This window comes from Candidatus Synechococcus calcipolaris G9, assembly GCF_029582805.1.
GTDB classification, from domain to species: Bacteria; Cyanobacteriota; Cyanobacteriia; order Thermosynechococcales; family Thermosynechococcaceae; genus Synechococcus_F; species Synechococcus_F calcipolaris.
This window is the reverse complement of sequence record NZ_JAKKUT010000001.1, coordinates 284,600-308,519: the sequence shown is the minus strand read 5'-3', so window position 1 is coordinate 308,519 and position 23,920 is coordinate 284,600. Positions and strand designations below refer to the sequence as shown.

Annotated in this window: 28 protein-coding genes; 24 read left to right on the top strand and 4 right to left on the bottom strand. The window is 50.7% G+C overall.

Features of this window, described 5'->3' with window-relative positions; genetic code table 11:
• Window positions 1-112: 112 nt before the first annotated feature.
• Window positions 113-1,096: an AEC family transporter gene (locus L3556_RS01655; protein WP_277865562.1), complete on the bottom strand. Its 984-nt coding sequence runs from the start codon at window positions 1,094-1,096 to the stop codon at window positions 113-115.
• Window positions 1,097-1,110: 14 nt separating this feature from the next.
• Complete coding sequence (gene rlmD, locus L3556_RS01650; RefSeq protein WP_277865561.1) at window positions 1,111-2,484, bottom strand: 23S rRNA (uracil(1939)-C(5))-methyltransferase RlmD; 1,374 nt, start codon at window positions 2,482-2,484, stop codon at window positions 1,111-1,113.
• Between the two features lie 146 nt (window positions 2,485-2,630).
• On the opposite strand from rlmD, the gene petG reads away from it, so the two are divergent.
• Both petG and der read left to right on the top strand, forming a co-directional pair.
• A complete protein-coding gene (gene petG / locus L3556_RS01645; RefSeq protein ID WP_277865560.1) occupies window positions 2,631-2,744 on the top strand; it encodes a cytochrome b6-f complex subunit V in 114 nt (37 codons plus the stop codon).
• A 60-nt stretch (window positions 2,745-2,804) separates the two neighbouring features.
• A complete protein-coding gene (gene der, locus L3556_RS01640; RefSeq protein ID WP_277865559.1) occupies window positions 2,805-4,142 on the top strand; it encodes a ribosome biogenesis GTPase Der in 1,338 nt (445 codons plus the stop codon).
• A gap of 29 nt (window positions 4,143-4,171) precedes the next feature.
• Here der and L3556_RS01635 read toward each other — a convergent pair whose 3' ends face one another.
• A complete protein-coding gene (locus L3556_RS01635; protein WP_277865558.1) occupies window positions 4,172-8,983 on the bottom strand; it encodes a CHAT domain-containing protein in 4,812 nt (1,603 codons plus the stop codon).
• 124 nt (window positions 8,984-9,107) lie between these two features.
• On the opposite strand from L3556_RS01635, the gene L3556_RS01630 reads away from it, so the two are divergent.
• Together L3556_RS01630 and L3556_RS01625 are read left to right on the top strand one after the other, a co-directional pair.
• Window positions 9,108-10,247 carry an anhydro-N-acetylmuramic acid kinase gene (locus tag L3556_RS01630; RefSeq protein ID WP_277865557.1) on the top strand — a complete coding sequence of 380 codons (1,140 nt, stop codon included), beginning with the start codon at window positions 9,108-9,110 and terminating at the stop codon, window positions 10,245-10,247.
• 233 nt (window positions 10,248-10,480) lie between these two features.
• A protein-coding gene (locus L3556_RS01625; RefSeq protein ID WP_277865556.1) for an IS630 family transposase occupies window positions 10,481-11,355 on the top strand; the annotation gives its coding sequence in 2 pieces (ribosomal slippage) (window positions 10,481-10,810 and window positions 10,813-11,355; 873 coding nt in all).
• A gap of 1 nt (window position 11,356) precedes the next feature.
• On the opposite strand, the gene L3556_RS01620 is transcribed toward L3556_RS01625, so the two are convergent.
• A complete protein-coding gene (locus tag L3556_RS01620; protein ID WP_277865555.1) occupies window positions 11,357-12,484 on the bottom strand; it encodes a VWA domain-containing protein in 1,128 nt (375 codons plus the stop codon).
• Between the two features lie 366 nt (window positions 12,485-12,850).
• Between L3556_RS01620 and L3556_RS01615 the strand changes: the two genes are divergently transcribed.
• The 20 genes from L3556_RS01615 (at window position 12,851) to rplO (ending at window position 23,914) form a co-directional block, all read left to right on the top strand.
• Window positions 12,851-14,482: a hypothetical protein gene (locus L3556_RS01615; RefSeq protein WP_277865554.1), complete on the top strand. Its 1,632-nt coding sequence runs from the start codon at window positions 12,851-12,853 to the stop codon at window positions 14,480-14,482.
• A gap of 26 nt (window positions 14,483-14,508) precedes the next feature.
• Window positions 14,509-14,952 (top strand): DUF29 domain-containing protein, encoded by a 444-nt coding sequence (locus tag L3556_RS01610; protein WP_277865553.1) that lies wholly within the window; start codon window positions 14,509-14,511, stop codon window positions 14,950-14,952.
• Window positions 14,953-15,358: 406 nt separating this feature from the next.
• Window positions 15,359-16,000 (top strand): 50S ribosomal protein L3, encoded by a 642-nt coding sequence (gene rplC, locus L3556_RS01605; protein WP_277865552.1) that lies wholly within the window; start codon window positions 15,359-15,361, stop codon window positions 15,998-16,000.
• 15 nt (window positions 16,001-16,015) lie between these two features.
• Window positions 16,016-16,648 (top strand): 50S ribosomal protein L4, encoded by a 633-nt coding sequence (gene rplD, locus L3556_RS01600; RefSeq protein ID WP_277865551.1) that lies wholly within the window; start codon window positions 16,016-16,018, stop codon window positions 16,646-16,648.
• A complete protein-coding gene (locus L3556_RS01595) occupies window positions 16,641-16,943 on the top strand; it encodes a 50S ribosomal protein L23 (protein ID WP_277865550.1) in 303 nt (100 codons plus the stop codon). Before rplD ends, L3556_RS01595 begins: the two co-directional genes overlap by 8 nt.
• Before the next feature lie 17 nt (window positions 16,944-16,960).
• The gene (rplB, locus tag L3556_RS01590; RefSeq protein WP_277865549.1) at window positions 16,961-17,827 is read left to right on the top strand and encodes a 50S ribosomal protein L2; all 867 of its coding nucleotides are present in this window, start codon (window positions 16,961-16,963) and stop codon (window positions 17,825-17,827) included.
• Window positions 17,828-17,854: 27 nt separating this feature from the next.
• Entirely contained in the window at window positions 17,855-18,133 is a 279-nt protein-coding gene (gene rpsS, locus L3556_RS01585) for a 30S ribosomal protein S19 (protein ID WP_277865548.1), read from the top strand.
• A 21-nt stretch (window positions 18,134-18,154) separates the two neighbouring features.
• The gene (gene rplV / locus L3556_RS01580) at window positions 18,155-18,520 is read left to right on the top strand and encodes a 50S ribosomal protein L22 (RefSeq protein WP_277865547.1); all 366 of its coding nucleotides are present in this window, start codon (window positions 18,155-18,157) and stop codon (window positions 18,518-18,520) included.
• Between the two features lie 18 nt (window positions 18,521-18,538).
• Window positions 18,539-19,261 carry a 30S ribosomal protein S3 gene (gene rpsC, locus L3556_RS01575; protein ID WP_277865546.1) on the top strand — a complete coding sequence of 241 codons (723 nt, stop codon included), beginning with the start codon at window positions 18,539-18,541 and terminating at the stop codon, window positions 19,259-19,261.
• A gap of 17 nt (window positions 19,262-19,278) precedes the next feature.
• A complete protein-coding gene (gene rplP / locus L3556_RS01570; protein ID WP_277865545.1) occupies window positions 19,279-19,698 on the top strand; it encodes a 50S ribosomal protein L16 in 420 nt (139 codons plus the stop codon).
• Between the two features lie 3 nt (window positions 19,699-19,701).
• Complete coding sequence (gene rpmC, locus L3556_RS01565) at window positions 19,702-19,929, top strand: 50S ribosomal protein L29 (RefSeq protein WP_277865544.1); 228 nt, start codon at window positions 19,702-19,704, stop codon at window positions 19,927-19,929.
• A gap of 2 nt (window positions 19,930-19,931) precedes the next feature.
• Window positions 19,932-20,183 carry a 30S ribosomal protein S17 gene (gene rpsQ / locus L3556_RS01560; protein ID WP_277865543.1) on the top strand — a complete coding sequence of 84 codons (252 nt, stop codon included), beginning with the start codon at window positions 19,932-19,934 and terminating at the stop codon, window positions 20,181-20,183.
• Window positions 20,184-20,192: 9 nt separating this feature from the next.
• Window positions 20,193-20,561, top strand: a complete 369-nt coding sequence (gene rplN / locus L3556_RS01555; protein ID WP_277865542.1) for a 50S ribosomal protein L14 — start codon at window positions 20,193-20,195, stop codon at window positions 20,559-20,561.
• Window positions 20,562-20,563: 2 nt separating this feature from the next.
• Window positions 20,564-20,908 carry a 50S ribosomal protein L24 gene (gene rplX / locus L3556_RS01550; RefSeq protein WP_277865541.1) on the top strand — a complete coding sequence of 115 codons (345 nt, stop codon included), beginning with the start codon at window positions 20,564-20,566 and terminating at the stop codon, window positions 20,906-20,908.
• 65 nt (window positions 20,909-20,973) lie between these two features.
• The gene (gene rplE, locus L3556_RS01545) at window positions 20,974-21,519 is read left to right on the top strand and encodes a 50S ribosomal protein L5 (protein ID WP_277865540.1); all 546 of its coding nucleotides are present in this window, start codon (window positions 20,974-20,976) and stop codon (window positions 21,517-21,519) included.
• A gap of 33 nt (window positions 21,520-21,552) precedes the next feature.
• Window positions 21,553-21,954 carry a 30S ribosomal protein S8 gene (gene rpsH / locus L3556_RS01540; RefSeq protein ID WP_277865539.1) on the top strand — a complete coding sequence of 134 codons (402 nt, stop codon included), beginning with the start codon at window positions 21,553-21,555 and terminating at the stop codon, window positions 21,952-21,954.
• Window positions 21,955-21,971: 17 nt separating this feature from the next.
• The gene (rplF, locus tag L3556_RS01535; protein ID WP_277865538.1) at window positions 21,972-22,535 is read left to right on the top strand and encodes a 50S ribosomal protein L6; all 564 of its coding nucleotides are present in this window, start codon (window positions 21,972-21,974) and stop codon (window positions 22,533-22,535) included.
• Complete coding sequence (gene rplR, locus L3556_RS01530) at window positions 22,536-22,898, top strand: 50S ribosomal protein L18 (RefSeq protein ID WP_277865537.1); 363 nt, start codon at window positions 22,536-22,538, stop codon at window positions 22,896-22,898.
• Between the two features lie 12 nt (window positions 22,899-22,910).
• Entirely contained in the window at window positions 22,911-23,435 is a 525-nt protein-coding gene (gene rpsE, locus L3556_RS01525) for a 30S ribosomal protein S5 (protein ID WP_277865536.1), read from the top strand.
• A gap of 17 nt (window positions 23,436-23,452) precedes the next feature.
• Window positions 23,453-23,914, top strand: coding sequence for a 50S ribosomal protein L15 (rplO, locus tag L3556_RS01520; protein WP_277865535.1), 462 nt, complete (start codon window positions 23,453-23,455; stop codon window positions 23,912-23,914).
• Window positions 23,915-23,920 lie beyond the last annotated feature (6 nt).

The following is a 23,920-nucleotide window of genomic DNA, read 5'->3' as shown; positions in this document are numbered from 1 at the left end:
TCCCTTCCCGCTAAAATATCAAGGAATGGATCCTCAGAGCGAGTCGACGTAGCCTATGGTTTGAAGTGCCCTAATCTTTCTTCTTGCTGATGTGAAGAAAATCAAACCTTAATTAAACAAACACCGACCGAAATAGAAAAATCCATAGGGGTAAAACTAAGATCAATGCCACCGTCGTCAGGGCAATACTGGCGGTGGGCAAATCACTATTGAGTTCATATTCTTCGGCTAAAATCAGGGCAGCAAAGGCGGTGGGTGTGCCGGCCATCAGTACCACTGCTAGGGCTGGATCCCCCCGCAATCCCATGAGATACACCACTATCGTCATCAATAAAGGTAAAAATAGGGCCTTGATTACCGTGGGAATAACCGCCATGCGAAAACTTTGCCAACCGGGTAACTGACTCAGGCGCATCCCAATCAAAATAAAGGCGGTGGGAATCACGATCGCCACCTCCATATCTAGGGACTGACTGACCACCGGTGCAAACACCCAGGAGCGACTCAGCAAACCCAAACCAAAGGCCCAAATCGTGGGGACTGTGAGGACATCCCGAAATTTTAGCCACCAGGGACTATTCTGATCACGGCCGTAATAGCTAGATAAAAAGGCTCCTAAGCCATAGGTTCCCACCGCATTTTGGGTAATGGCATAAAATACGGCCCAGGCTAGACCATTACTAGAGAGTAAGGGAGTGGCAATACCCAGGCCGACAAAACCCGTATTCCCCAAAATAGACGAGAGTAAATAACTTCCCTGATACTGCCGTTCCTCCTGCTGGGGTAAGCCCAACTCTACTACTGGGGGACGAAAATACACCCATTGGGGTAAACACCACCGCCGTTGTAATGGGTAACACAACTGGGCAATCACAAACCCCACCACCAACGTAATAAACGCTAACAGCGGCGAGAACCAAATTAACTGGGAAAAATCCGTTCGATGCACCAGGGTAAAAATCTGTATCGGTACCCCCACCCAGTAGAGGAGTCGCCCCAACCAGCGGGGAATCATCGGCGGCAACCAGCGGCAAAAGAGGAGGCCAATTCCTGTCCAAATCACCAGGGGCGAACTAGCGGTGAGTGCATTAGTCATGGTGCTGAGTTAGATCAGTTGGTACAAAGAAAGGCAAGGGTTTCCACATGGGCCGTTTGCGGAAAGAAATCAAAGGGTTGTACTCGCTCTAGTCTATAGTCTCCCTGGTGGCATAACTCACGCAAATCTCGGGCAAGGGTGGCGGGGTTACAACTCACATAAACAATTCGGCTTGGTTTGGTTGCCAAAAGGGCCGCCAATACACGGCGATCGCACCCCTTTCGCGGTGGATCCAGAACCACAATATCTGGTTTTTCTTGGTGCTGAGGTAGCCAGTCTTCCACGGCGGCATCCATAAACTCGGCATTGTTAATTTGATTATTCTTGGCATTTATCCTGGCCTGAGCAACCGATTCCCGATGACGCTCAATGCCCACAACCCACCCCCCTTTTTTGGCTAGGGGCAGACTCAGGGTTCCCACACCACAATAGGCATCCACAATTCCCTCGTTACCCCTAAGGTCAAGGTGCTCTAAAAGGCAATGAATCAGGTTTTCGGCTTGCTCCGTATTCACCTGAAAAAAGGTGGTGGAGCCAATCTGAAATTCCAGTCCCCCTAAAATTTCCCGTAGATGGGCTTGGCCGGCAATCACCTCGGTGCGATCGCCAAAGATGCGATTTCCCGGCTCTGGATGGTGATTAAAACAGACCCCCACCGCCCCTGGATAGTCCTCTAACCACGTCTGGGCCTGTGCCTCTAATTGGGGTAAGTCCCGATCGCGGCCCACCAGGGTAATTAACTGTTCCCCGGTTCGCCGCCCAATCCGTAAGCCCAAATGGCGGAGATTGCCTGTATGGGTTCTTTCCTGGTAGATGGGCCAGCGGTGATCTTGGATATCCCCTTTAATGCCGGCCAAGAGTGGATTTAGGCGGTCATCCTGAACCGGACATTGATTCAAATTCACGAGGCGATGACTGCCCTTGCGGTAATAGCCCGCTAAAACCCTGCCCTGGTGTTCGGCCAAGGGATAGGTCACCTTATTGCGATAGCCCAGGGGGTCTGGGGCCGGCACAATGTTATCTAGGGGCACAGGATTAAACTGACCAATGCGCTCCAAGGCATGGCATACATTGGCTTCCTTCGCCGTCAACTGTTCCCCATAGGCCACGGTTTGCCATTGGCAGCCGCCACATTTATCCGCGACAATGCAGGGCGGCCGGACTCGCTGGGGAGAGGATTCCAATAGTTCGAGGGATTGGCCCTGGGCATAGCTGGGTTTCACCCGGATTAAGCGCACCCGCACCCGATCTCCGGGAACCGTATCGGGAACAAAAACAACCCGATCCTGCCAACGCCCCACCCCGTCCCCAGTGACGCTCAAGCTGGCGATCGCCACGTCTAGGATGCTCCCCTGTTGCCATGGGGAATGTATGGTGTTTTGATCCAACCTGTTGAACTCCTGAGTATCCTGGATATACTACCCAAGAACCTTGATAATAGTGTATCTTGAGGATTGCATGGGATTTTATACCCTTTAACGTTATTATCCCCTTTACCCTTTCGCCATCGTTTCTTTCGAGAACATAGAACATTATGATTGAACCTCTACTCTGCGGCATTGTCCTCGGCCTGATTCCCGTAACGATCGCGGGGTTGTTTTTTGCCGCCTATCAACAGTACAAACGCGATAGCCAGCTTGAATCCTAACGCTTTATTTTTAGCCTTTCTGCCAATTTTTGCGAATCCCATTAGGTTTGGGTGGATCTAATGTCCCTACCCATTGTTGCAGTCATTGGTCGTCCCAATGTCGGTAAGTCTACCTTTGTTAATCGCCTCACCGGTGAGCGGGATGCCATTGTCCATGACTCGTCAGGGGTGACGCGCGATCGCACCTATCGGCCTGCATTTTGGCACGATCGCGAATTTTTGGTGGTGGATACGGGGGGCCTGGTTTTTGATGATGAGACGGAGTTTTTACCCCTGATCCGCCAACAAGCTCTTCTAGCCTTGAGCGAGGCCCAGGCGGCGATTTTTGTCGTGGATGGACAAAACGGCCCCACACCTCTGGATGAAGATATTGCCCATTGGTTACGGCAACAATCCACGCCAGTTTTGCTAGCGGTCAATAAATGTGAATCTCCCCAGCAGGGTCTTGCCCAAGCCGCAGACTTTTGGCAATTAGGTCTGGGGGAACCCTACCCGATCTCCAGTATTCATGGCAGTGGTACCGGCGAGTTACTGGATCAACTGGTTACCTATTTGCCAGAGACGATCGCCACCGAGGTTGAAGCGGAGATTAATATTGCCATTGCCGGTCGTCCCAATGTGGGTAAGTCCAGTATTCTCAATGCCTTACTGGGGAGCGATCGCGCCATTGTGAGTCCCATTTCTGGTACGACCCGCGACAGTATTGATACCCTGATTGAGCGAGATGGCCAACGTTATCGGCTCATTGATACAGCAGGTATTCGCCGTCGCAAAAGTGTGGAGTATGGCCCGGAAATGTTTGGGGTTCACCGCGCCTTCAAAGCCATTCATCGCGCCGATGTGATTCTATTTGTCCTGGATGCCCTAGAGGATGTGAGTGAGCAGGATCAACGGTTGGCGGGACACATTGCTGATCAGGGGCGGGCCTGTGTCCTTGTCATGAACAAGTGGGATGCGGTTGAAAAAGACACCTACACCATGAACGAATACCGCGATCGCCTCTACCAGCGGTTAAACTTTCTAGACTGGGCCGATGTTATTTTTGTCAGTGCCCTCACCGGCCAACGCCTCGATAAACTATTCCAACCCATCCAGGCTGCCGTTGAGCAACACCGTCGCCGCGTGAGTACATCGGTCATTAATGAAGTTGTCCAGGATGCTATCCATTGGCATAGCCCTCCCGCCACCCGTCAAGGTCGCCAAGGAAAAATTTATTACGCCACCCAAGTTTCCACCCAACCGCCAACGATCGCCATTTTTGTGAATGATAGTAAGCTCTTCAAGGATAACTATCGTCGTTATATTGAGCGACAGGTTCGGAAACAGTTAGGCTTTCAGGGAACGCCCATTCGATTGCTTTGGCGCAGTAAAAAGCCCCGGGAGAGTAACCAAGACTAATCCGTTTCTAACGTAATATCCCCCTCTTCCTACCAGGGACTACCGATCAACGTAAAGGCCGACCAGAAATAGGGGTGAGATAAATTCCGGGAACCCTCAATCATTAACTCTTGGGGTAGGACAATCCCTTCTCCACCGCGCACACCACTCCCCCGCAGGCGATCGCCCTCGATGGTCACTTCCCCCCGTACCATGGCTAACTGGGCTTGACGCATTGCTTCCGCTTTTATGGGGGCAGTTTCCAACTGATTATAAAACTCCGTCATCAGCGCCAACGTCCCCTCATCACTCACATACCAGAGACTCGCCGCCGCACTTTTCACCCCCGCTTGTAGAGCCAACCCGGCAAAGCCCAACTCCGCTTCCCGGCTACCCACCGCCGTCCGACAGGCACTGAGGGTTAATAACTCTGTGGGGGGACGATTTAGGCGAATATCTCGCAACTCACTTAAACTCAATTGGCTATTCCAAAACTGGATGTAGGAATTACTGGGACTACCGGCATTAAACTCCCCATGGGTAGCCAAATGAATCACATTGTAACTGCCGCGCCGCCGCTGACTTTCCAAATTGGAAACCGTAAAGGCTTGATTCAAAAAGTCTGAGCCACCTCCCAACTGCTGACTAATCACCTCAAGCTCAACGGGAACCGCGGGCAGAGGACTTTGGGTTGTAAACTCTGACGCACCCATCGCTAAAATACGGGATGTTTGAATTGACTGAAACTGGGTATCAATTAAATTAATACTGGGAATCAGCCCTAGATTATAGGTCTCGATTAAGAATTGACCATTGCCCGTGGCCACAATCATTGGCGTATCGGAAACCGCGCTGGAAATGAGATCAAAACCGCCACTGTGCAAGGCTGCCATGGGTAAGGTACGAAATCCTTCATCCATTGAGAGCAATAGGGTATCAATCCCCCGTGCTTGTAGTTCTGCATTCAGGGGTTCAATCATCCATTGATAGAGTTGTTGGGCCGCAGGTAGGTAACTATTCGTATTTGTTTTTGAGGGATCCTTCACCTCGCGGTTAAAGGCATTCATCACCTGTTGAAGGGCCTCTTGGTTCGCCTCCCGCACCGGAATATAGATGGGTTCCCCAGAGGGAGTAACCACTAAAATATCCAGTTGTCCCGGTCGAATAAAGGTATAGAGTAGGGCCGGAGTTTGTCCTGTTTGCTGCCCTATATCCATGAGTAGGGATTGAACATTATTAATGCTCAGGTTAACTAGGGTATTGCTGCCAGGGGTGGTAAAAATCTCCTGGAAATACTCACTAAACTCATGGGTATAGAGTCGTTCTAGCCAYTCAACGGCAGTATTAAAATCCCCTTGATCCAGGGCATTGGCAATCTGCTCTCGGGCAAATTCAACCCCAGGAAAGAAGGTTGTACTACCCGTGACTTGCTCCTGTTCAATTTCAGTTATCGTTTCATCAATTTCTTCGAGATTGTCCTCTTCTTGTCCAAATAAAATTCGATTGATTTCATCACCAAATACATTTTCTGCCGTTAGGATGGGTTCTTCTAGGGTAGGCTTTGGTGGGGGTGTAGTAGCTGATTCCGTTGTTGGTGCTGGTGGTGGTGAAACCGGCCCGCCAACTCGATAGAGAAAACCACTGCCACTAAAGTTAGCTCCGCCAGGAAAGATCGTACTAAATTGTTCAGATCCGAGTAATCCACCTAAAATATTATTGGCGGGATCCGTGGAGTACACGAGCCAGCGACCATTGGGGGCGCTTAGGGCAGAAGTCCCGGCATTATTAATAAAGTTAGTTCCCGCAACCAAGACAATAGAATCGCCCCCAGCGGCCGCAGCAATGGGTTGATTGAGGATAATATTGCCACTGAGAGTTTGCAAAAACACATTACCGCCACTATTAATGCCTGAGGGATTCACGGAGCCAACGATAATCTCATTACTGTTAACTAAACTAAAATTACCTGTGGTTTGGGCAGCTAGAATATTGATTTGATTGTTGGGATTATTTAAGCTTACGGAACCATTAACGGTTAAGCCTAGGGAACCCGTTTGAATCGGAGCCGTTTGAGTTAAATTACCCCCGGTCATTAAGTTCAGTATATTGTCATTGGTATTGACACCAAACGTACCATCTACCATGCCAATATTTAAGCCACTGCCAGTATTGAGATTAATTGCCCCACTGGTGTTTGCTGCCAGAGTCATAATGTTATTGCCCGGATGCATTAAGTTAAATGTACCGCCCCCCAGTAATTCTAGGCCAGTGACGATGATGGGTGAATTTTGAGTAACCAGTCCACCCCCATTCAGCGTTAAATTAAAGCTGCCTAAATTTAAGGGACTATTAATCCCAATGCCTGCCTGGGTATTGAGTCTCAAATTCGTGTTTAATGGACTAACCAAGGTTTCTACATTGATCACCCCCGTGCCATCCATGGCCCCAATCACAATTTGATTAAAGCCGGGCTGGATTGCCCCCAAAACAAGACTATTCAAATGTAAGGCCCCGGGGGGAACTGGGCCATCACCAATTGTAATTGGACTGCTAAAATTATTCGGCAGAAAACTGATCTTGCCTGAACCCTGGATAATACTTTCGGCCGTCGTCAAGATCGTATTAGCTCGCAGAGTGATGTCACCAGTTCCCAAGGTATGTATTTTGTCGGGAGCAACATCATCATTACTTTGTAATTGAATTAAATTACTTGCCTGGAGATTAATATTGCCGCCGCTATTTGTGATAACTTTGACCCCATCGGGAATACTTGTGAAGATTATACTTTGTCCCGAAAAAATATTAATATTGCCACCACCATTCGTTTGAATGCCAGTACCACCACCCCCAAGGGAAATGTTATTAATTGTATTAATCGAGATACTGCCGCCACCATTTGCTGTCAATGGAGAGGTTGACATCAACGATAAACTATCCGCTTGGATATTAATGCCACCACTGGAACTTTGAATAGGTAAACTGTTGCCTTGTAAGATTCCAGTTGTTTCAATGGAAATAGATGCTGCTTGCAATCCCTCTATATTAAGTAACCCACTGTTATTCACAATATTAACAGAACCAGAAATTGTACCCGTACCCTCTAAGCTATTCAATTGATTACCAGAATGGGTTAAAAAGAAAGAACCAGAACCTCCTAGAATCACAGCACTAAGGTTTGTAATAGGAGCAGACTGAGTGACAATCCCCCCACTGTTCAAAATTAAATTACCAAATCCCGAAAAAGTAATCGGTTGGTTGATTTCAATATTATTGTTAGCATTTAATGTTAGTGTTGCATTGAGAGGCAAAGTTTGAATAATAGGGGCGTTAACCACAATATTACCGGCGGCGGTACCATCACTGGTCGTGGTGACTGTGACGTTTGTCCCAAGGTCTAAGGCGGCGTTAATTAGACCCGCCCCTAACTGTGAGCTAACCGAAATGATTGGATCAGCCCCAAATACAGGGCCAGCCGTTATGTTGAGGCTTATCACCCCTGGTACAATTTCAATATCGGTTGGATCCAGTAGCCACATCCCCGCATTGCCCAAGGGAGAACTGGCATCCACCATGCCGGTTGCTGATAGAAACTGTTTCCCAGAGGTTTCGACAAAGCCACCATCACCACCACTGGGGCCACCCCGCGCTGAAATAAAGCCATGGAATTGGGTTGCGTTATCAGCCCAGGCAATGACCGTACCGCCATCCCCTAGGTTGAGGGCATCGGCATTGAGACTGCTACCTGGATTAATAAAGAGGTTTTGGGCATTGAAACTACTATCTAAACGATTCGTTCCTGTACTGCCCCCTAGATAATCCCCACCAATGAGCATCGTGCCGCCACCAAGGATACCGGAGGCATCGAATTGGGCATTGATCAGGGCAATATTTTCACCGAGGACATTGATTTGCCCTCCTAGTCCAGTGCCACTAGAGACATCTAGGGTTCCCCCCACCACCGCTGTATTGCGATTCATGGGAACCTTGGTGGGGTCATGGATCAAACTAATGGTGCCATCGTCATTGTGAACCACACTATTGACCCGTGGGCGATCTGGGCCCCCGGTAATCAGGCGCGGTAAATCCACCGCTTGAATAATGCCATCGGCGGGGATGCGATCCGCTGGAATTTCCAAACTTAGGAGCATTCCTTCCTGGGAGATGCGTACCATACCGGTTTCGGGTACAGCTTGAATGGTAATCGTACCCCCCGGCGCTGAAAGGGTTCCTGTATTAATCACCTGATGTCCCATCAAACTCAGGTTTTGCCCCGCACCTACAGCTAGGTTGCCTTCATTGATAATGATGCCAGTATTGAGAAATTCAAAGCCCGTGGGATTTCCTAGTAGGTTAGCGTAGTCGTTCACGCCATTAATATCAAACACACCACCATCAAAATGCACCCGTTGGGCAGTGGAGGCATGGAAGGCTGCGGGCACATTCAAACTGGCATTCGGCCCAAAGACAATACCGGCAGGATTGAGGAGAAAGAGGTTGCTATTGCCGCCAGTGACTTGGAGTAAACCATTAATATAGCTGGGGTTGCCACCATTGACCCCCGTTAAAATATTGCGAACCTGGGGGTTAGACAAAAAATTAGCTATCTGCCCCTCATTTAAGTTAAACTCTCGCAAAAGATGAAAAAGATTTTGACCATCGCCAGAAAAGGCACCGCCGCCAATATCAAATTGCTGACCATTGACGGTGACTGTGGTGTTTGTTCCATTCAAAGCTGGGGCTATTTGGGCTTGGGCAGGTAGGGAAAGGATAAAATGGGCCCCGGCGATCGCCCCCAAACGAGCCAACCAATGAATGAGTTGGTTCAGCATAGTGCGATTGGAAAATGGGTAATAGTATGGCATGGGACAGTATCCACAGGAATGGTGTTAGGCAAACAGGCAATTTAGTGCAGTTGAGTACAGTTAAATCCAGTTCAGTGAAAAATAAATTAAAAAGAACCCATCACACCCATACAGGAACATTACCATGCAGGTCATCGGCTTAATGAGCGGCACCTCCATAGATGGTATCGATGCAGCCCTCGTTACTATTCAAGGCAAAAATCTTGACTTAAACGTTCATCTCCACGGTTTTAGCACTTATTCCTATCCGCGACAACTACGCCAGCAACTTCTTGATGTATGTGCCGGTTCTCCCCTATCCATGGCGGCGTTTGCCCAATTAGACGATGCGATCGCCCATGCCTTTGCGGACGCGGCCCAACAGTTACAGGCTGAATATGGTGGATCTGCGGATTTAATTGGTTCCCATGGTCAAACAGTGTTTCATCGTCCCCCCTCTGGAAGCCACTTGGGCTATAGCCTGCAACTTGGCCGGGGAGATCTCATTGCCCATTTAACCCATCTGCCGACGGTGAGTAATTTTCGGGTTCATGATATTGCCTATGGTGGTCAGGGGGCCCCTTTGGTGTCTCGCGTAGACCTCAGTTTGTTGGGCCACCCGGAAAAGTCTCGCTGTATCCAAAATATTGGTGGCATTAGTAATGTTACGTTTCTGCCGCCCTTGGGGCAGATTGATGATCATGGCTCTGGCGTAATTGGTTGGGATACGGGGCCGGGGAATGTCCTCATTGATTTGGCGGTAAACCATTTTTCCCAGGGTGAAAAGACTTACGATCGCGATGGGGAGTGGGCCGCCACCGGTGAAATTTGCCAGCCCCTCGTGGAGAAATGGCTGAATCATCCTTTTTTCCAGGAACCACCCCCTAAGTCCACCGGACGCGAGTTATTTAGTCCTGATTTTTTGCGGGCCTGTCTGGGGGATGCCCAAGCCTATGATCTCAGTGCAGCGGACTGTTTGGCGACCCTAACGGACTTTACGGCCCGGGCGATCGCCAGGAATTATCAGCAATTTTTGGACGTACCTCCCGATCAAGTGTTACTCTGTGGCGGCGGTGCCCACAATACCTATCTGCGGCAACGATTGATCCACCACCTTGCCCCCATTCCCGTATTAACGACGACCGAAATGGGGGTTCCAGTGGATGCAAAGGAAGCGATCGCCTTTGCAGTACTTGCCTACTGGCATCACCACCATTGTCCTGGAAATCTACCTAGTGTCACGGGGGCGAAAGCCGCCATTCCCTTAGGCCAGGCCTGGGGTTAGTCCTTTTGACTCCGATGCCGTCCTGAGGATTGGAAGCGCATTTTTTTACGCATCGCGTTTACCTTTCCTTGTTCCAAGTCCCGTTTTAAGTCCGTCAATTCTTTCATGTCTCCCATGCAAGCGTGCACAAGATCATGCTCACCGTCGTCCTCACACATATAGCAACTACATATATAGATTAGGACATAATATAGAATATAGAGAAAAAATCTGCCCTTGATTGAGAACGTTTGATGCCCAAAGCCTATGACTATGATTTTCGGCGTAAAGTCCTCGAAGCCATCGAACTCAACGGGATGACTCGGAGTGAAGCGAGTGAGGCATTTGGAATCAGCCGCAACACAATTCATCAGTGGTTCAAGCTCAGGGCAGAAACGGGAGACCTTCAAGCGCGCCCCCACAATCATTTCGGTCATAGCCATAAAATTATCGATTGGGACACATTCAAAACGTTTGTTGGGACGCATTCGGATAAAACGCAAGTGCAACTCGCGGAATTATGGGACGACGAGATCAGTGACCGAACCATTAGCCGTGCTCTCAAGCGCATCAACTTCACCCGTAAAAAAAAAGCTATGGCTACCAAGAGCGTAACGAGGAGCAGCGAGTTGAGTTTTTAGCCCAGCTAGCAACCGTTGAGTTGGAATCGATAGTGTATGCCGATGAATCAGGGATGGATAATCGTGACCAATATGACTATGGCTATAACCCAAAAGGGGAGCGTCTCTTTGCCCTCAAATCAGGTTGTCGGAGTGGGCGGGTCAATATGATTGCGGCTCTGTGTGCAGGTCAATTGATGGCTCCATTTACCGTAGACGGCATGTGTAATCGCTCCATCTTTGAGGTATGGCGAGAAACCTGCTTGATTCCCGTATTGCAGCCAGGGCAGACGCTCGTGATTGACAATGCCAGTTTTCACAAAGGCGGACGAATTGAAGAACTGGTGAAAGCAGCAGGCTGTGAGGTATGGTACTTGCCCCCCTATTCTCCCGACTTGAATCCCATTGAAAAATGTTGGTCATGGATTAAGAGCCGGATTCGCAAATGCTTAGGTGAGTTTGACACCCTACGAGAAGCGATGGAGAACGTTCTAAGCATAGCGTCCTAATCTATGTGGCGACTGCTATATCACCAAGGGCCTCTAAGTCCGTTAACTCATCATCAATGATTTGAGCTACTGCGTAGTAGTTTCCGCGATCGGCCTGGGCGATCGCCTCCTCCCGAGCTTGGGCAGCCATGAATAGGGCAACCTGCACTGCCACTTCCTTGTTTTCTGGCAACTGCTCCCACAGGTGATGATTGATTGCTTCCAAGGATAGGGTAGCCCGCAGTTCTTGCCGGTCAGGGGTATCAGGACTATTCCACGCCAGACGGAACTGGCAAAGATTGTCCGCCCCTTGACCGCTGGCTTGGGCCGGAATCTGTAAACGCACCACAACCAGAATGGGTTTACCCATTACCAAATTGGCTAACTTAAGTCGGTCCTTGGGAGTTCGTTCCAGATTGTTCAAAACCCGGAGAACTTTTCCCTCTCCCTGGGGTTCGATGCCTAAGCTCACCACCCGTCCCACGGTTGCCATTAGTCCCTGGAGTTCCACTTCAAAGATGTTTGGTAACTCTTCCGGGGACTGAATATGATAAAAATTACCATCGCCACTTTGGGCCATGGCTAGGAGTAAGTCCTCGTCGTAATCTTCCCCTAAACCCAAGGTAGTCGTACTAATACCCTTTTGCTGTAGCCCATGGACATCCTGGCTAATGCGATCCGGATTGGTTTCGCCCACATTGGCCAAACCATCGGATAAGAGCAGCACTCGGTTTAAGCATTGGGGGTCTAAATGTTGACTGACCTGTACACCACCATTCAACCATCCTTGGTGCAGGGCCGTTGAACCCCGTGCGTGAATACGCTTAATTTGCGAGAGAATACTGGCTTTATGGTTCACCAAGGTACTGGGAATTAATGTATCAATCTGATTGTCAAAGAGAGTGATGCTGACCCGATCCGTTGGTAGTAATTCCTCTACGGCAAAACAAGCCGCCTGACGGGCATAGTCAATTTTGTAGCCGCCCATCGACCCAGAGCGATCAATCACTAATCCTAAATTCAAAGGGGTGCGATCGCTGGGGACATCGGGCAGGGGGGGCGTAATTTTGATGAGGACATCTAGGGTAATGTCTTGATCTGTGCAAACGGCTTCCCGACTGGGAATGAGTTCAATCTGGGGACGATTCATGGTTCGCATCTCCTGAAGACGATTTAACAAGCACCAAGTTAACAAGGAGCAAAATCTAGCCTTTGGCTGGCCCCTAGCTCACTATCGGCCATGGCTTTGAAAGTCGGTAAAAATTGTTGCTTTACTAAAGCTAACAGTTTTAATTAGTTTGTGCCTAAATAAATAAGCATTAAAACAATTCATTGAAAGAATAATTGCCGGCGATCGCTGGTTCTTGTGAATGTTTGGAGATGGGTCGAGAGGTATTTACAGAGGGGCGTGTGGATAATTTATCAAGAATCAAAAACATTGCTTCTCGGAACGACATAATCCTCTCGCAAACCGCAGTACGCTAGTATATAGAGCCTGATTTACCCCCTTGAACCTATGAGTCAACCTAGCCTTCTGGATGTAGCCCGCCAGGGTAATCCTCGGGCCATCTCCCTGTTACTTAATGCCGTATTAATTCCGAAACAGGTAAAGGCGATCGTCACTCGCAGCGATGCCCACCTTGCGGTCACCTTAAAATCCGAGAAAAACATTAGTCAACCTGCCGCCGTTACCCTGATCCGCACAGCCCTGGAAAAGCTTTTATTGCCAGACATCGAGGGAGTTCACATTGAAGCCCGTTGTTTAGGTATTCCCCTATGGGAAGAAGAATTTTTGCTGGTATCCCAGGCGGATAACTGGAACCTCACCCTTGGCGAAATGTTTGAGTCAGAGCCATCCCCTGCCGTCGAACCGATTCAGGAGAAAGAGGAAGAACCGGCCCAAGTAGAGGCTGATCCCATTGAAGTCATTGAAACGATTGAAACCAGTGAAACCTACGTCACCCTATCAGAGATGTTTTCCCCTGAACCGCCAACCGCCATGGTGGAATTGAGCGATGGGGAGAACTCCATCCTGGATGATATAGAGATTGAGATAGAGCAAGAGATAGAGACTTTCCTGGGGCCCTTAGAATCTTCTGAGGAGCCGCTGCCGGAGCAAGACATTGAAAACCTTGAAGAGATCATTGCAACGGAGCCGCCCCTGATTGCTGAATATGCCGACGATGTGGCTCAGTCAGAAGATGCAGAGTTAGAGCATGCAGAGTTAGACAATTTAGAAAATATAGAGCCAACGCAGATTGTAGAGGATGCCCCTAATCAACCCTTTGCCGGTCTAGAAGAGATTATTGCCGCCGATTCCGCCGTTATGGCAGAGACGACTCTCCCGGATGATGGCGTGGAGGCAGAATTGGAAATACCCGAACCCGAGCCACCCGACGATTTCCAAAATTATGGTGAAGAAGACGAACCAGAAACATCCGAACCCTGGCCACCCGTTGCAGATGAACCAGATGAACCCGTACTATCACAAACGCTGCCTCAATTACCCGATCCCTGGTTAGAATCTGGCCCAGCGATCGCCCCGGATCCGACTCCGGACGTAGCTGCCCCAATCAGCGAAGTGGATGCCTCGGTTCTACCCAGTGAGCCTGCCGCCATGGCCAACGAACCAAAGGTTGAGCATTCCGTCAAGGATTTTTCTGACCATCCCCCCCAACCTACCCCACCCCCTGCTACCGATCTAAGTACAGCGGATGCAGGGATTCCCCAAGAGCAACCCCTATCTGTTACCCCATCGGGGGATATCACCGATGAAGCCGCCGCCGAGCCAGCCTTAGATTCTCCAAACGATTCTCAAGATATGGATTCCCCCTTCGAGGGAGTTAAATTTACCGTACCCACGATTGAGAAAGTGTCTCGAGATGGTGAAGCCAAAGTTGCCGGTGTTGCCGGAATGGTAATGGGTCTAGGGTTCTGTGCCACGGGCTTAGGATCCGTCATCGGTTTACCCATGGTCGTGGGTGGTATGTGGATGCTAGGGGATGAAGAGGTATTGCGGGGAGAGTGCCCCCATTGTGGCCAGTCCCTCAAAGTTCCCCTAGGTAAACTTTGGCGATTTAGCTGCCCCAGTTGCCAGGGCTTAATTCAGATCAAAAATGGTAAGTTTTACGCCAAGGCAGAATTTTAGGGCCTTTATCCTCCCAGGAGTCATCCATGCACCCATCCCCGCAAACCCGCTCCCTATATGATCGTGATTTTTATGCGTGGACTCAGGCGCAAACGGAGGCCCTACGTTCTGGGAAGCTTGACCAGCTAGACATAGTTAACCTCAGTGAAGAGATTGAGTTCTTGGGCAAACAACAGCGGCAAGAACTTCGTAACCGTCTGGGTGTTTTATTGGGGCATTTGTTGAAGTGGCATTTCCAGCCTAGGTTTCGATCCAAAAGCTGGATATACACGATCCGCGAACAACGACGTGAAATTTGTCGTCACCTCAAGGAAAATCCCAGCCTAAAACCCTACCTCAGGGAAGCGATCGCCCTAGGCTATGAAAATGGCTTAGATATGGTCGGACGGGAAACGCCCCTGGATCCTGATCAGCTTCCCCAATCCTGCCCATTTTCAGAATTTCAAATCTTTGAGGAGCCAATATCCTAGCTAGGCAAGGGCTGGGATATTAAAAAGTTAGAAAAAAATATATTTCGTCCAATTGGGACTAGACAAAGCACAATCAAATCATTTACGATGATTCCTTGCGGCCAAAAAAGGATACTGAAGAAATTTTATTCTTTAAGTCCTTGGCTATCAAGGGCGTTCAGTTTTCAACCAATACCGCAAGGATTAACCGAAAGCTGAGTTCAAAAATTATGGCTTGGGGCGATTTGTTATCCATTCTTCAACGTGTTGTATCAATGGGTTGAGGTGTGGAGTCTAGATTTGCGATCGCCTTGGTTTAGTTAAACACTACCACCATAAAATGTCCCTTCGGGGCTAAGGAGAGTATCGGTTTTCGGGCTGATTCTCCATTATTGTGTCGTGACAGTTGCTTTAAGGATTAGCGATCGTGGCAGTTGGCATCTTAGGAACAAAACTGGGCATGACCCAGATATTTGACGAAACCGGTAAAGCCGTGCCGATTACGGTCGTGCAAGCAGGGCCCTGTCCGGTCACTCAAATCAAAACGAAACAAACCGATGGCTATACGGCGGTTCAGCTTGCCTTTGGTGCAGCTACAGAGAAGGCCTTGACTCGGCCAGAATTAGGCCATTTACGCCGTTCTGAAACTGGGCCAATGCGACACCTCCAGGAATACCGCCTTGAGGATGTGTCCGCCTATCAGTTGGGGCAGCCCCTCACCGTCGAAATGTTTAATCCGGGTCAACTGGTGGATGTGCGTGGCACCAGTATTGGTCGGGGTTTTGCCGGTTATCAACGTCGCCACAATTTCAAGCGGGGGCCCATGGCCCATGGTTCTAAGAATCACCGCGCCCCTGGATCAACGGGAGCCGGTACTACCCCAGGCCGGGTTTATCCCGGTAAGCGGATGGCTGGACGCATGGGCAACGAGCGAGTCACTGTGCGGAAGCTAGAAGTTGTTCGCATTGATGCGGAGCGGAACTTGCTTTTAATTAAGGGAGCCTTGCCCGGAAAACCCGGTGCTTTAGTGAGCATTACTCCCGCCAACATTGTCGGCCAGAAGCAGTAGGGAGACGAACTCATTATGGTATCTTGCATCGTCAAAGATTGGCAGGGCGCGGAATCCGGAGAAGCCACCCTCGATTTACGGGTAGCTAAGGAAGAATCCGCCAGTCATATTGTCCACCGCGCAGTTGTGCGCCAATTAGCCAATGCTCGTCAAGGGACGGCCTCAACCAAAACTCGAGCTGAGGTTCGGGGTGGGGGGCGCAAACCCTGGCGACAAAAGGGAACGGGTCGGGCCCGGGCGGGTTCTATTCGTTCTCCCCTCTGGCGGGGTGGTGGGGTCATTTTTGGCCCAAAACCGCGGGACTACACCCAAAAAATGAACCGCAAAGAGCGACGGTTAGCTCTACGCACCGCTCTAATGAGTCGGACTGAAGACCTGATTGTGGTGCAAGACTTTTCTGAACAGCTACCTCGGCCCAAAACCAAGGAATTGATGACCGCCTTGGGACGCTGGGGAATTGAGGCGGGTCAAAAAGTATTACTGATCACGTCGGAAGCCCAGGAAAATGTTCTTCTCTCTGCCCGTAATGTGCCTAGCATCAAACTACTCCGGGCCGATCAGCTGAATGTGTTTGATCTTGTTCACGCCGATCGCATTGTTGTCACCACTGCGGCGATCGCCAAAATTCAGGAGGTGTACGGTGACTAGAGTAATCCCCCGCTCCTTGGCCGATCTGATCCGTCGTCCCATCATCACCGAGAAGGCGACCATTGCCCTGGAAAATAATCACTACACCTTTGATGTGGATCCCCGCGCCACCAAACCCCAAATCAAGGCGGCCATTGAAGAACTCTTTGGCGTCACGGTGGTTGCGGTGAATACCCAAAACCCTCCCAAGAAAAAGCGGCGGGTTGGGCGATTTATCGGCATGCGGCCTCAATACAAACGGGCGATCGTCACCCTCGCCAGTGGTGACTCCATTACCCTCTTCCCCGAAGTTTAGACGGAGCATAAGCAATTATGGGTATTCGTTCCTATCGACCTTACACCCCTGGAACTCGGCAGAAATCCGTCTCGGACTTTGCTGAAATTACCACCGACTCACCGGAAAAGTCCCTAACCCGTGGACGAAAGCGGGATAAGGGTCGGAATAATCGTGGTGTCATTACCAGTCGGCGGCGGGGAGGCGGCCATAAGCGTCGCTACCGGGATGTCGATTTTCGCCGTAGCAATAAACCCAACGTGCCCGGTAAGGTCGTGACCGTCGAGTACGATCCAAACCGGAATGCCCGTATTTCCTTGGTGCATTATCAAGATGGTGAGAAACGCTATATTCTCCATCCCCGGGATCTCGTCCCTGGCACTCAAATTGTTACTGGCCCCGATGCCCCCATTGAAGTTGGGAATTCTCTGCCCCTGTACAAAATTCCCCTAGGTACCGCCGTTCATAATGTGGAAATCACCCCCGGTCGCGGTGGTCAAATGGTACGGGCCGCAGGTGCTATGGCCCAAGTGGTTGCTAAAGAAGGGGAGATGGTGACGCTAAAGCTGCCCTCTGGGGAAGTGCGTTTATTCCGGAAAGAGTGCTATGCCACCATTGGCCAGGTGGGGAACGTCGAGGCCAACAACATCAGTATTGGTAAGGCGGGACGAAATCGCTGGAAAGGCCGCCGACCCAAGGTTCGCGGTTCAGTCATGAACCCGGTGGATCACCCCCATGGTGGTGGTGAAGGGCGTGCCCCCATTGGCCGCAGTGGCCCGGTAACGCCTTGGGGTAAACCGACCCTGGGTTATAAGACTCGCAAGAAGAAAAAACTCAGCAATGCGTTGATCGTGCGCCGGCGGAAAAAATCCTCCAAGCGCGGTCGTGGGGGTCGTCAGTCTTAGTTATCGGCAGCACTCTAGGAGAATCTAATGGGACGTTCACTAAAAAAAGGGCCATTTATTGCCGATCATCTGTTGCGGAAGATCGAAACCCTCAATGCCAAGGGAGATAAGCAGTTGATCAAGACTTGGTCGCGGGCCTCAACTATTTTGCCGGAAATGATCGGCCACACGATCGCGGTTCACAACGGTCAAAAGCATGTTCCGGTCTACATCACTGAGCAAATGGTCGGCCACAAGCTCGGCGAATTTGCCCCTACCCGCACGTTTCGTAGTCATGTTAAGGGCGATAAAAAGGCCCGTTATTAAGTTGAAGGCACGTACAGATCCATGGTTTCCTCTTTTATCCCCACTGCCCAAGCGTCCGCCCGTTATGTGCGGATGTCCCCCCACAAGGTTCGTCGAGTTCTCGATCAACTACGGGGACAAACCTATCGAGATGCCCTGATTATGCTGCGGTTTATGCCCTACCGGGCCTGTGATCCCGTGACCAAAGTATTGCGATCGGCCGCAGCCAATGCAGAGAACAACCTGGGTCTTGATCCAGCCACCTTGATCATTAGTGAGGCCTATGCGGATCAGGGGCCGAGCCTGAAGCGGTTCCGTCCTCGGGCCCAGGGCCGTGCCTACCAAATCCGTAAGCCCACCTGCCACATTACGATTTCCGTGGCATCCGTTGATTTCACTGACGAGTAGTACTAAAGGATTTTTACTGTGGGACAGAAGATTAACCCGATTGGTTTTCGCCTCGGGATTACCCAAGAACATCGTTCACGGTGGTATGCGGATCCCAGTCGCTACCCAGCCCTATTGCAGGAAGATCATCAGATTCGTCAGTACATCGAAAAAGTCCTGGCCAATGCTGGTATTGCCGATGTTCGCATTGAGCGCAAAGCCGATCAGGTGGAATTACAAATTCGCACCGCCCGTCCTGGGGTCGTTGTCGGCAAGGGTGGCCAAGGGATTGAAAAGCTTCGGGAAGATCTACGGAAAATGTTACCCACGGGACGCACTGTTAAGGTGAATGTCCTCGAAGTGAACCGAGTAGATGCGGAGGCCGGTCTGTTGGCTGAGTACATTACCCAGCAGTTGGAGCGGCGGGTTGCCTTTCGGCGGGCCGTTCGCCAAGCGATTCAACGGGCCCAGCGGGCCGGAGTTGAAGGGATCAAAATCCAGGTTGCCGGTCGGCTCAACGGGGCAGAAATTGCTCGTACCGAATGGACCAGGGAAGGTCGTGTCCCCCTCCATACTCTGCGGGCGGACATTGACTATGCCTACCGTACTGCCCGAACCATTTATGGCATTTTGGGGGTCAAGGTGTGGATATTTAAGGGTGAAGTGTTGCCGGGTCAAACGGAATCTAGCTTTGGGCGGGAACAGCCTCGGCAGCGGACGGGTCAGCGTCGCTTACCCCAGTTCGAGAATCGCTCTAACTAGCAGGAAGGAATCGGGTCATGTTAAGTCCTAAACGTACAAAATTTCGCAAACAACAACGGGGCCGCATGGGTGGGGTTGCCACTCGTGGTAGCAATATTGACTTTGGGGATTACGCCCTGCAAGCCCTTGAGCCGGCCTGGATTACATCTCGTCAAATTGAGGCCGGACGGCGGGCCATGACCCGTTATATTCGTCGGGGTGGCAAGATCTGGATTCGTATTTTTCCCGATAAGCCCGTTACCATGCGGCCGGCAGAAACACGGATGGGTTCGGGGAAAGGTTCCCCTGAATACTGGGTTGCGGTGGTGAAGCCAGGGCGGATCATGTATGAGATCGCCGGTGTTCCTGAAGAAACGGCTCGAGAAGCCATGCGCCTTGCCTCTTTTAAGATGCCGATCAAAACTCGTTTTATTGTTCGCAAGCAGGAGGAGTCCTAGATCATGGCGCTCACAAAAATAGCTGACCTACGGGAACTAGATGATCAGGCGATCGCCGATCAGATTGTTGATCTCAAAAAACAACTGTTTAATCTGCGGTTTCAAAAAGCCACCCGCCAGGAAGTAAAGCCTCACCAGTTCAAGCATTTACGCCATACCTTGGCCCAGCTACTTACCCTAGAGCAGGAACGACAGTCCAGTGCAACCTCAGCAAATGAGGAAGGAAACTAATTATGGCAGTAAAAGAACGATTGGGTCTCGTTGTTAGCGACAAGATGGAAAAAACCGTCGTGGTTGCCGTTGAAAACCGCGCTCCCCATCCGAAGTACGGCAAAATCGTCGTCAAAACCCGTCGCTATAAGGTTCACGATGAAGAAAATCGCTGCCAGACGGGCGATCGCGTGCGGATTCAGGAAACTCGCCCCCTGAGTCGGACAAAACGCTGGACCATCACCGAAATTGTTAGTTCTCCCAACCGGGGCTAGGAGTCTGTCATGATTCAGCAGGAAAGTTATCTGAATGTTGCCGATAACAGTGGTGCCAAAAAGCTCCTATGTATTCGGGTCGTGGGTGGCGGAAATCGGCGGTATGGCAGTGTCGGTGATGTGATTATTGCCACGGTCAAAGATGCTACACCGAACATGGCGGTGAAAAAATCCGATGTGGTTCGGGCGGTGATTGTGCGAACCAAGAAAGCAATTCGCCGCGAAAGTGGCATGAGTATTCGCTTTGATGACAATGCCGCCGTTCTCATCAACCCGGAAGGTAATCCCAGGGGAACGCGGGTCTTTGGCCCCGTAGCGCGGGAATTGCGGGATAAAAATTTCACTAAAATTGTCTCCTTGGCACCGGAGGTACTCTAAACATGGCCACGAAAAAGCAACCTATCCGTCATCGTATGCACGTTAAAAAAGGCGACACCGTTCAAGTCATTGCCGGGCGTGATAAGGCCAAAGTTGGCGAAATCCTGGATGTCTTTCCCAAAACCAGCAAGGTTCTGGTGAAGGGCGTGAATGTGAAAACCAAACACGTCAAACCGCAGCAGGAGGGTGAATCGGGTCAAATTGTCACTCAGGAAGCCCCCATCAATAGCTCCAAGGTGATGGTTTATTCCACGAAGCAAAATATTGCAAGTCGAATTTGCTACACCTATACCGAAGATGGTCGCAAGGTGCGAATGCTGAAAAAAACCGGAGAAATTATCGATTAATTCTTGCCTGTCCCCTAGTCTCTGACCCAGCCCAGAGCAATTCACCAAGAGAGTCTTCACGTCCTATGTCTCAACGCTTTAAAAACCTCTACACCGAAACTGTTGTGCCGCAACTTATGCAGCAATTTCAATACACCAATATCCACCAGGTTCCCAAGGTATCCAAGGTGACCGTGAATCGGGGTCTAGGGGAAGCAGCCCAAAATGCTAAAGCCCTGGAAGCAACCCTGACCGAACTTGCCACCATTACGGGGCAAAAACCGGTGGTCACCCGCGCCAAGAAGGCGATCGCTGGATTTAAGGTTCGTCAAGGAATGCCGGTGGGCGTGGCCGTCACGTTGCGATCGCAGCGGATGTATGCCTTTTTAGATCGCCTGATCAACTTGGCCCTGCCTCGAATTCGAGACTTTCGGGGCGTTAATCCTAAAAGTTTTGATGGCCGCGGCAATTACACCCTGGGTCTGCGAGAGCAGTTAATTTTTCCAGAAGTGAACTATGACGACATCGATCAGATTCGCGGCATGGATGTCTCAATCATCACCACTGCCAAAACCGATGAAGAAGGGCGCGCTTTGCTCAAAGCATTGGGGATGCCTTTCCGTGATAGTTAACCCGACAAGGAGGCAGATTTTTAAGGAGCAACTATGGCAGTAAACGATACCATCGCCGATATGCTGACTCGCATCCGCAACGCTAATTTAGCTCGGCATCAAACCACCTTAATTCCAGCAACGCGGATGACCTTAAGTATTGCCCAAGTTCTTAAGGCAGAAGGATTTATTCGCGACTTTGAAGAACAGGGTGAAGGGATCAAGCGGCATCTCGTCGTGGCCCTGAAATATCGGGGTAAACAACGCCAGCCCATTATCACCGCCCTTAAGCGGGTCAGTAAACCAGGGTTGCGGGTCTATGCCAACTCCCGGGAACTCCCACGGGTACTCGGTGGTATCGGCATTGCCATCATTTCCACCTCCAGCGGCATCATGACCGATCGCGATGCTCGGAAACAGGGGATTGGCGGTGAAGTTCTTTGTTATATCTGGTAAGCCAGGAGGAATCCCCCATGTCTCGGATCGGTAAACGTCCCATTCCCCTGCCAGCCAAGGTGACCCTAGCCCTTAATGGTCAGCAGGTCATCGTCAAAGGCCCCAGGGGCGAACTTAGTCGGGTCTTACCCCCAGAAGTGAGTATCACCCAAGAAGAAAACACTATCCTCATCCAGCGACGGAACGAGTCGCGGCCCGCTCGGCAGCGTCATGGTCTCTGCCGTACCCTTGTCGCCAACATGGTGGAAGGGGTAGATCAAGGGTTTACGAAGAAACTGGAAATCCAAGGGATCGGCTATCGGGCCCAACTGAAAGGTCAAACCCTTGTTCTCAGTATGGGCTACAGTCACCCTGTAGAAATCCCACCCCCCCCAGGGATTACCCTAGAGATTGAAGACAACCAGGGCAAGAAAGTCCAGCAGGGAACCATTATCCTCGTCAGCGGCATTGATAAGGAATTGGTGGGTAATCTGGCCGCCCAAATTCGTGGGGTACGTCCCCCCGAACCCTACAAGGGCAAAGGAATTCGCTACTCCGGTGAACTTGTCCGTCGTAAAGTTGGCAAAACAGGGAAGAAATAGATGAAACAGACACGAGTTGCCGCAGTTAAAAGTCGGCATCAACGCATCCGACGTAAAGTTACGGGCACCGGCGATCGCCCCCGGTTAGCCGTATTTCGCTCCCATCAACATATTTATGCCCAGTTGATCGATGACAGCCAACATCACACCCTCATTGCCGCCTCTAGTCTTGAGCCAGACCTGCGGCAAAAACTTGAGAGTGGCAACAATTGCAAAGCATCTGAGGAAGTTGGGCGACTCATTGCCGAACGGGCCAAAGCTGCTGGCATTGATCATGTTGTCTTTGATCGCGGTGGCAATATTTACCACGGACGAGTTAAGGCCCTTGCTGAAGCTGCCCGTGACGCTGGTCTAGAGTTTTAAGAGGAACCCCCGATGCCCAATCGTCGCAAAAACCCCCGCAAAGTAGAAAAAGAAACCGACTGGCAAGAGCGGGTTGTCCAAATTCGCCGGGTTTCTAAAGTGGTCAAAGGGGGCAAAAAACTGAGCTTCCGGGCCATTGTTATTGTTGGCAACGAACGGGGCCAAGTTGGCGTTGGCGTCGGTAAGGCCGCCGATGTAATTGGAGCCGTCCGTAAAGGCGTTGCCGATGGTAAAAAACACCTAATCGATGTCCCCATTACCAAATCCAATTCCATTCCCCATCCCACCACCGGTGAAGGGGGGGCAGCCCGGGTCATGATTCGTCCCGCCGCTCCTGGTACTGGGGTTATTGCTGGGGGAGCCGTGCGTACCGTTCTCGAACTAGCCGGAGTCCGGAATGTCCTAGCCAAGCAATTGGGTTCCAGTAATCCCCTCAACAATGCCCGGGCTGCCGTTGAGGCCCTAGCCTCCCTCCGTACCCTAGGAGAAGTGGCCGAAGAGCGGGATATTCCCCTTGAAAACCTCTATAGCCAGTAGACCTGAAGGAAAAAGCCATGCGTTTTAGTGACTTACATGCCCAAGCCGGTTCCCGCCCCCGTGGTCGTCGCATTGGCCGCGGCATTGCAGCAGGTCAAGGGGCCAGCGGTGGCTTTGGCATGCGGGGGCAAAAATCTCGCTCCGGTCGTCCCACCCGGCCAGGCTTTGAAGGTGGTCAAAATCCCCTCTATCGCCGTCTACCCAAACTCAAGCATTTCCCCATCGTTAATCAACAGCATTACACTACGATCAATGTTGATCAACTGAATACATTGCCTGCGGATACGGTTGTCACCCTGGCATCCTTGCTAGAGGTGGGCATCCTCACCACCAATGATGGGCCCCTAAAAATACTGGGTAATGGCGAACTCAATGTCAAACTGCGGGTAGAAGCCCATGGATTTACGGCAACAGCCCGCAGCAAAATTGAAGCCGCTGGTGGTGAATGCGTTGATTTAACAGCCCCAGTCCAGGATTAGAGGGAA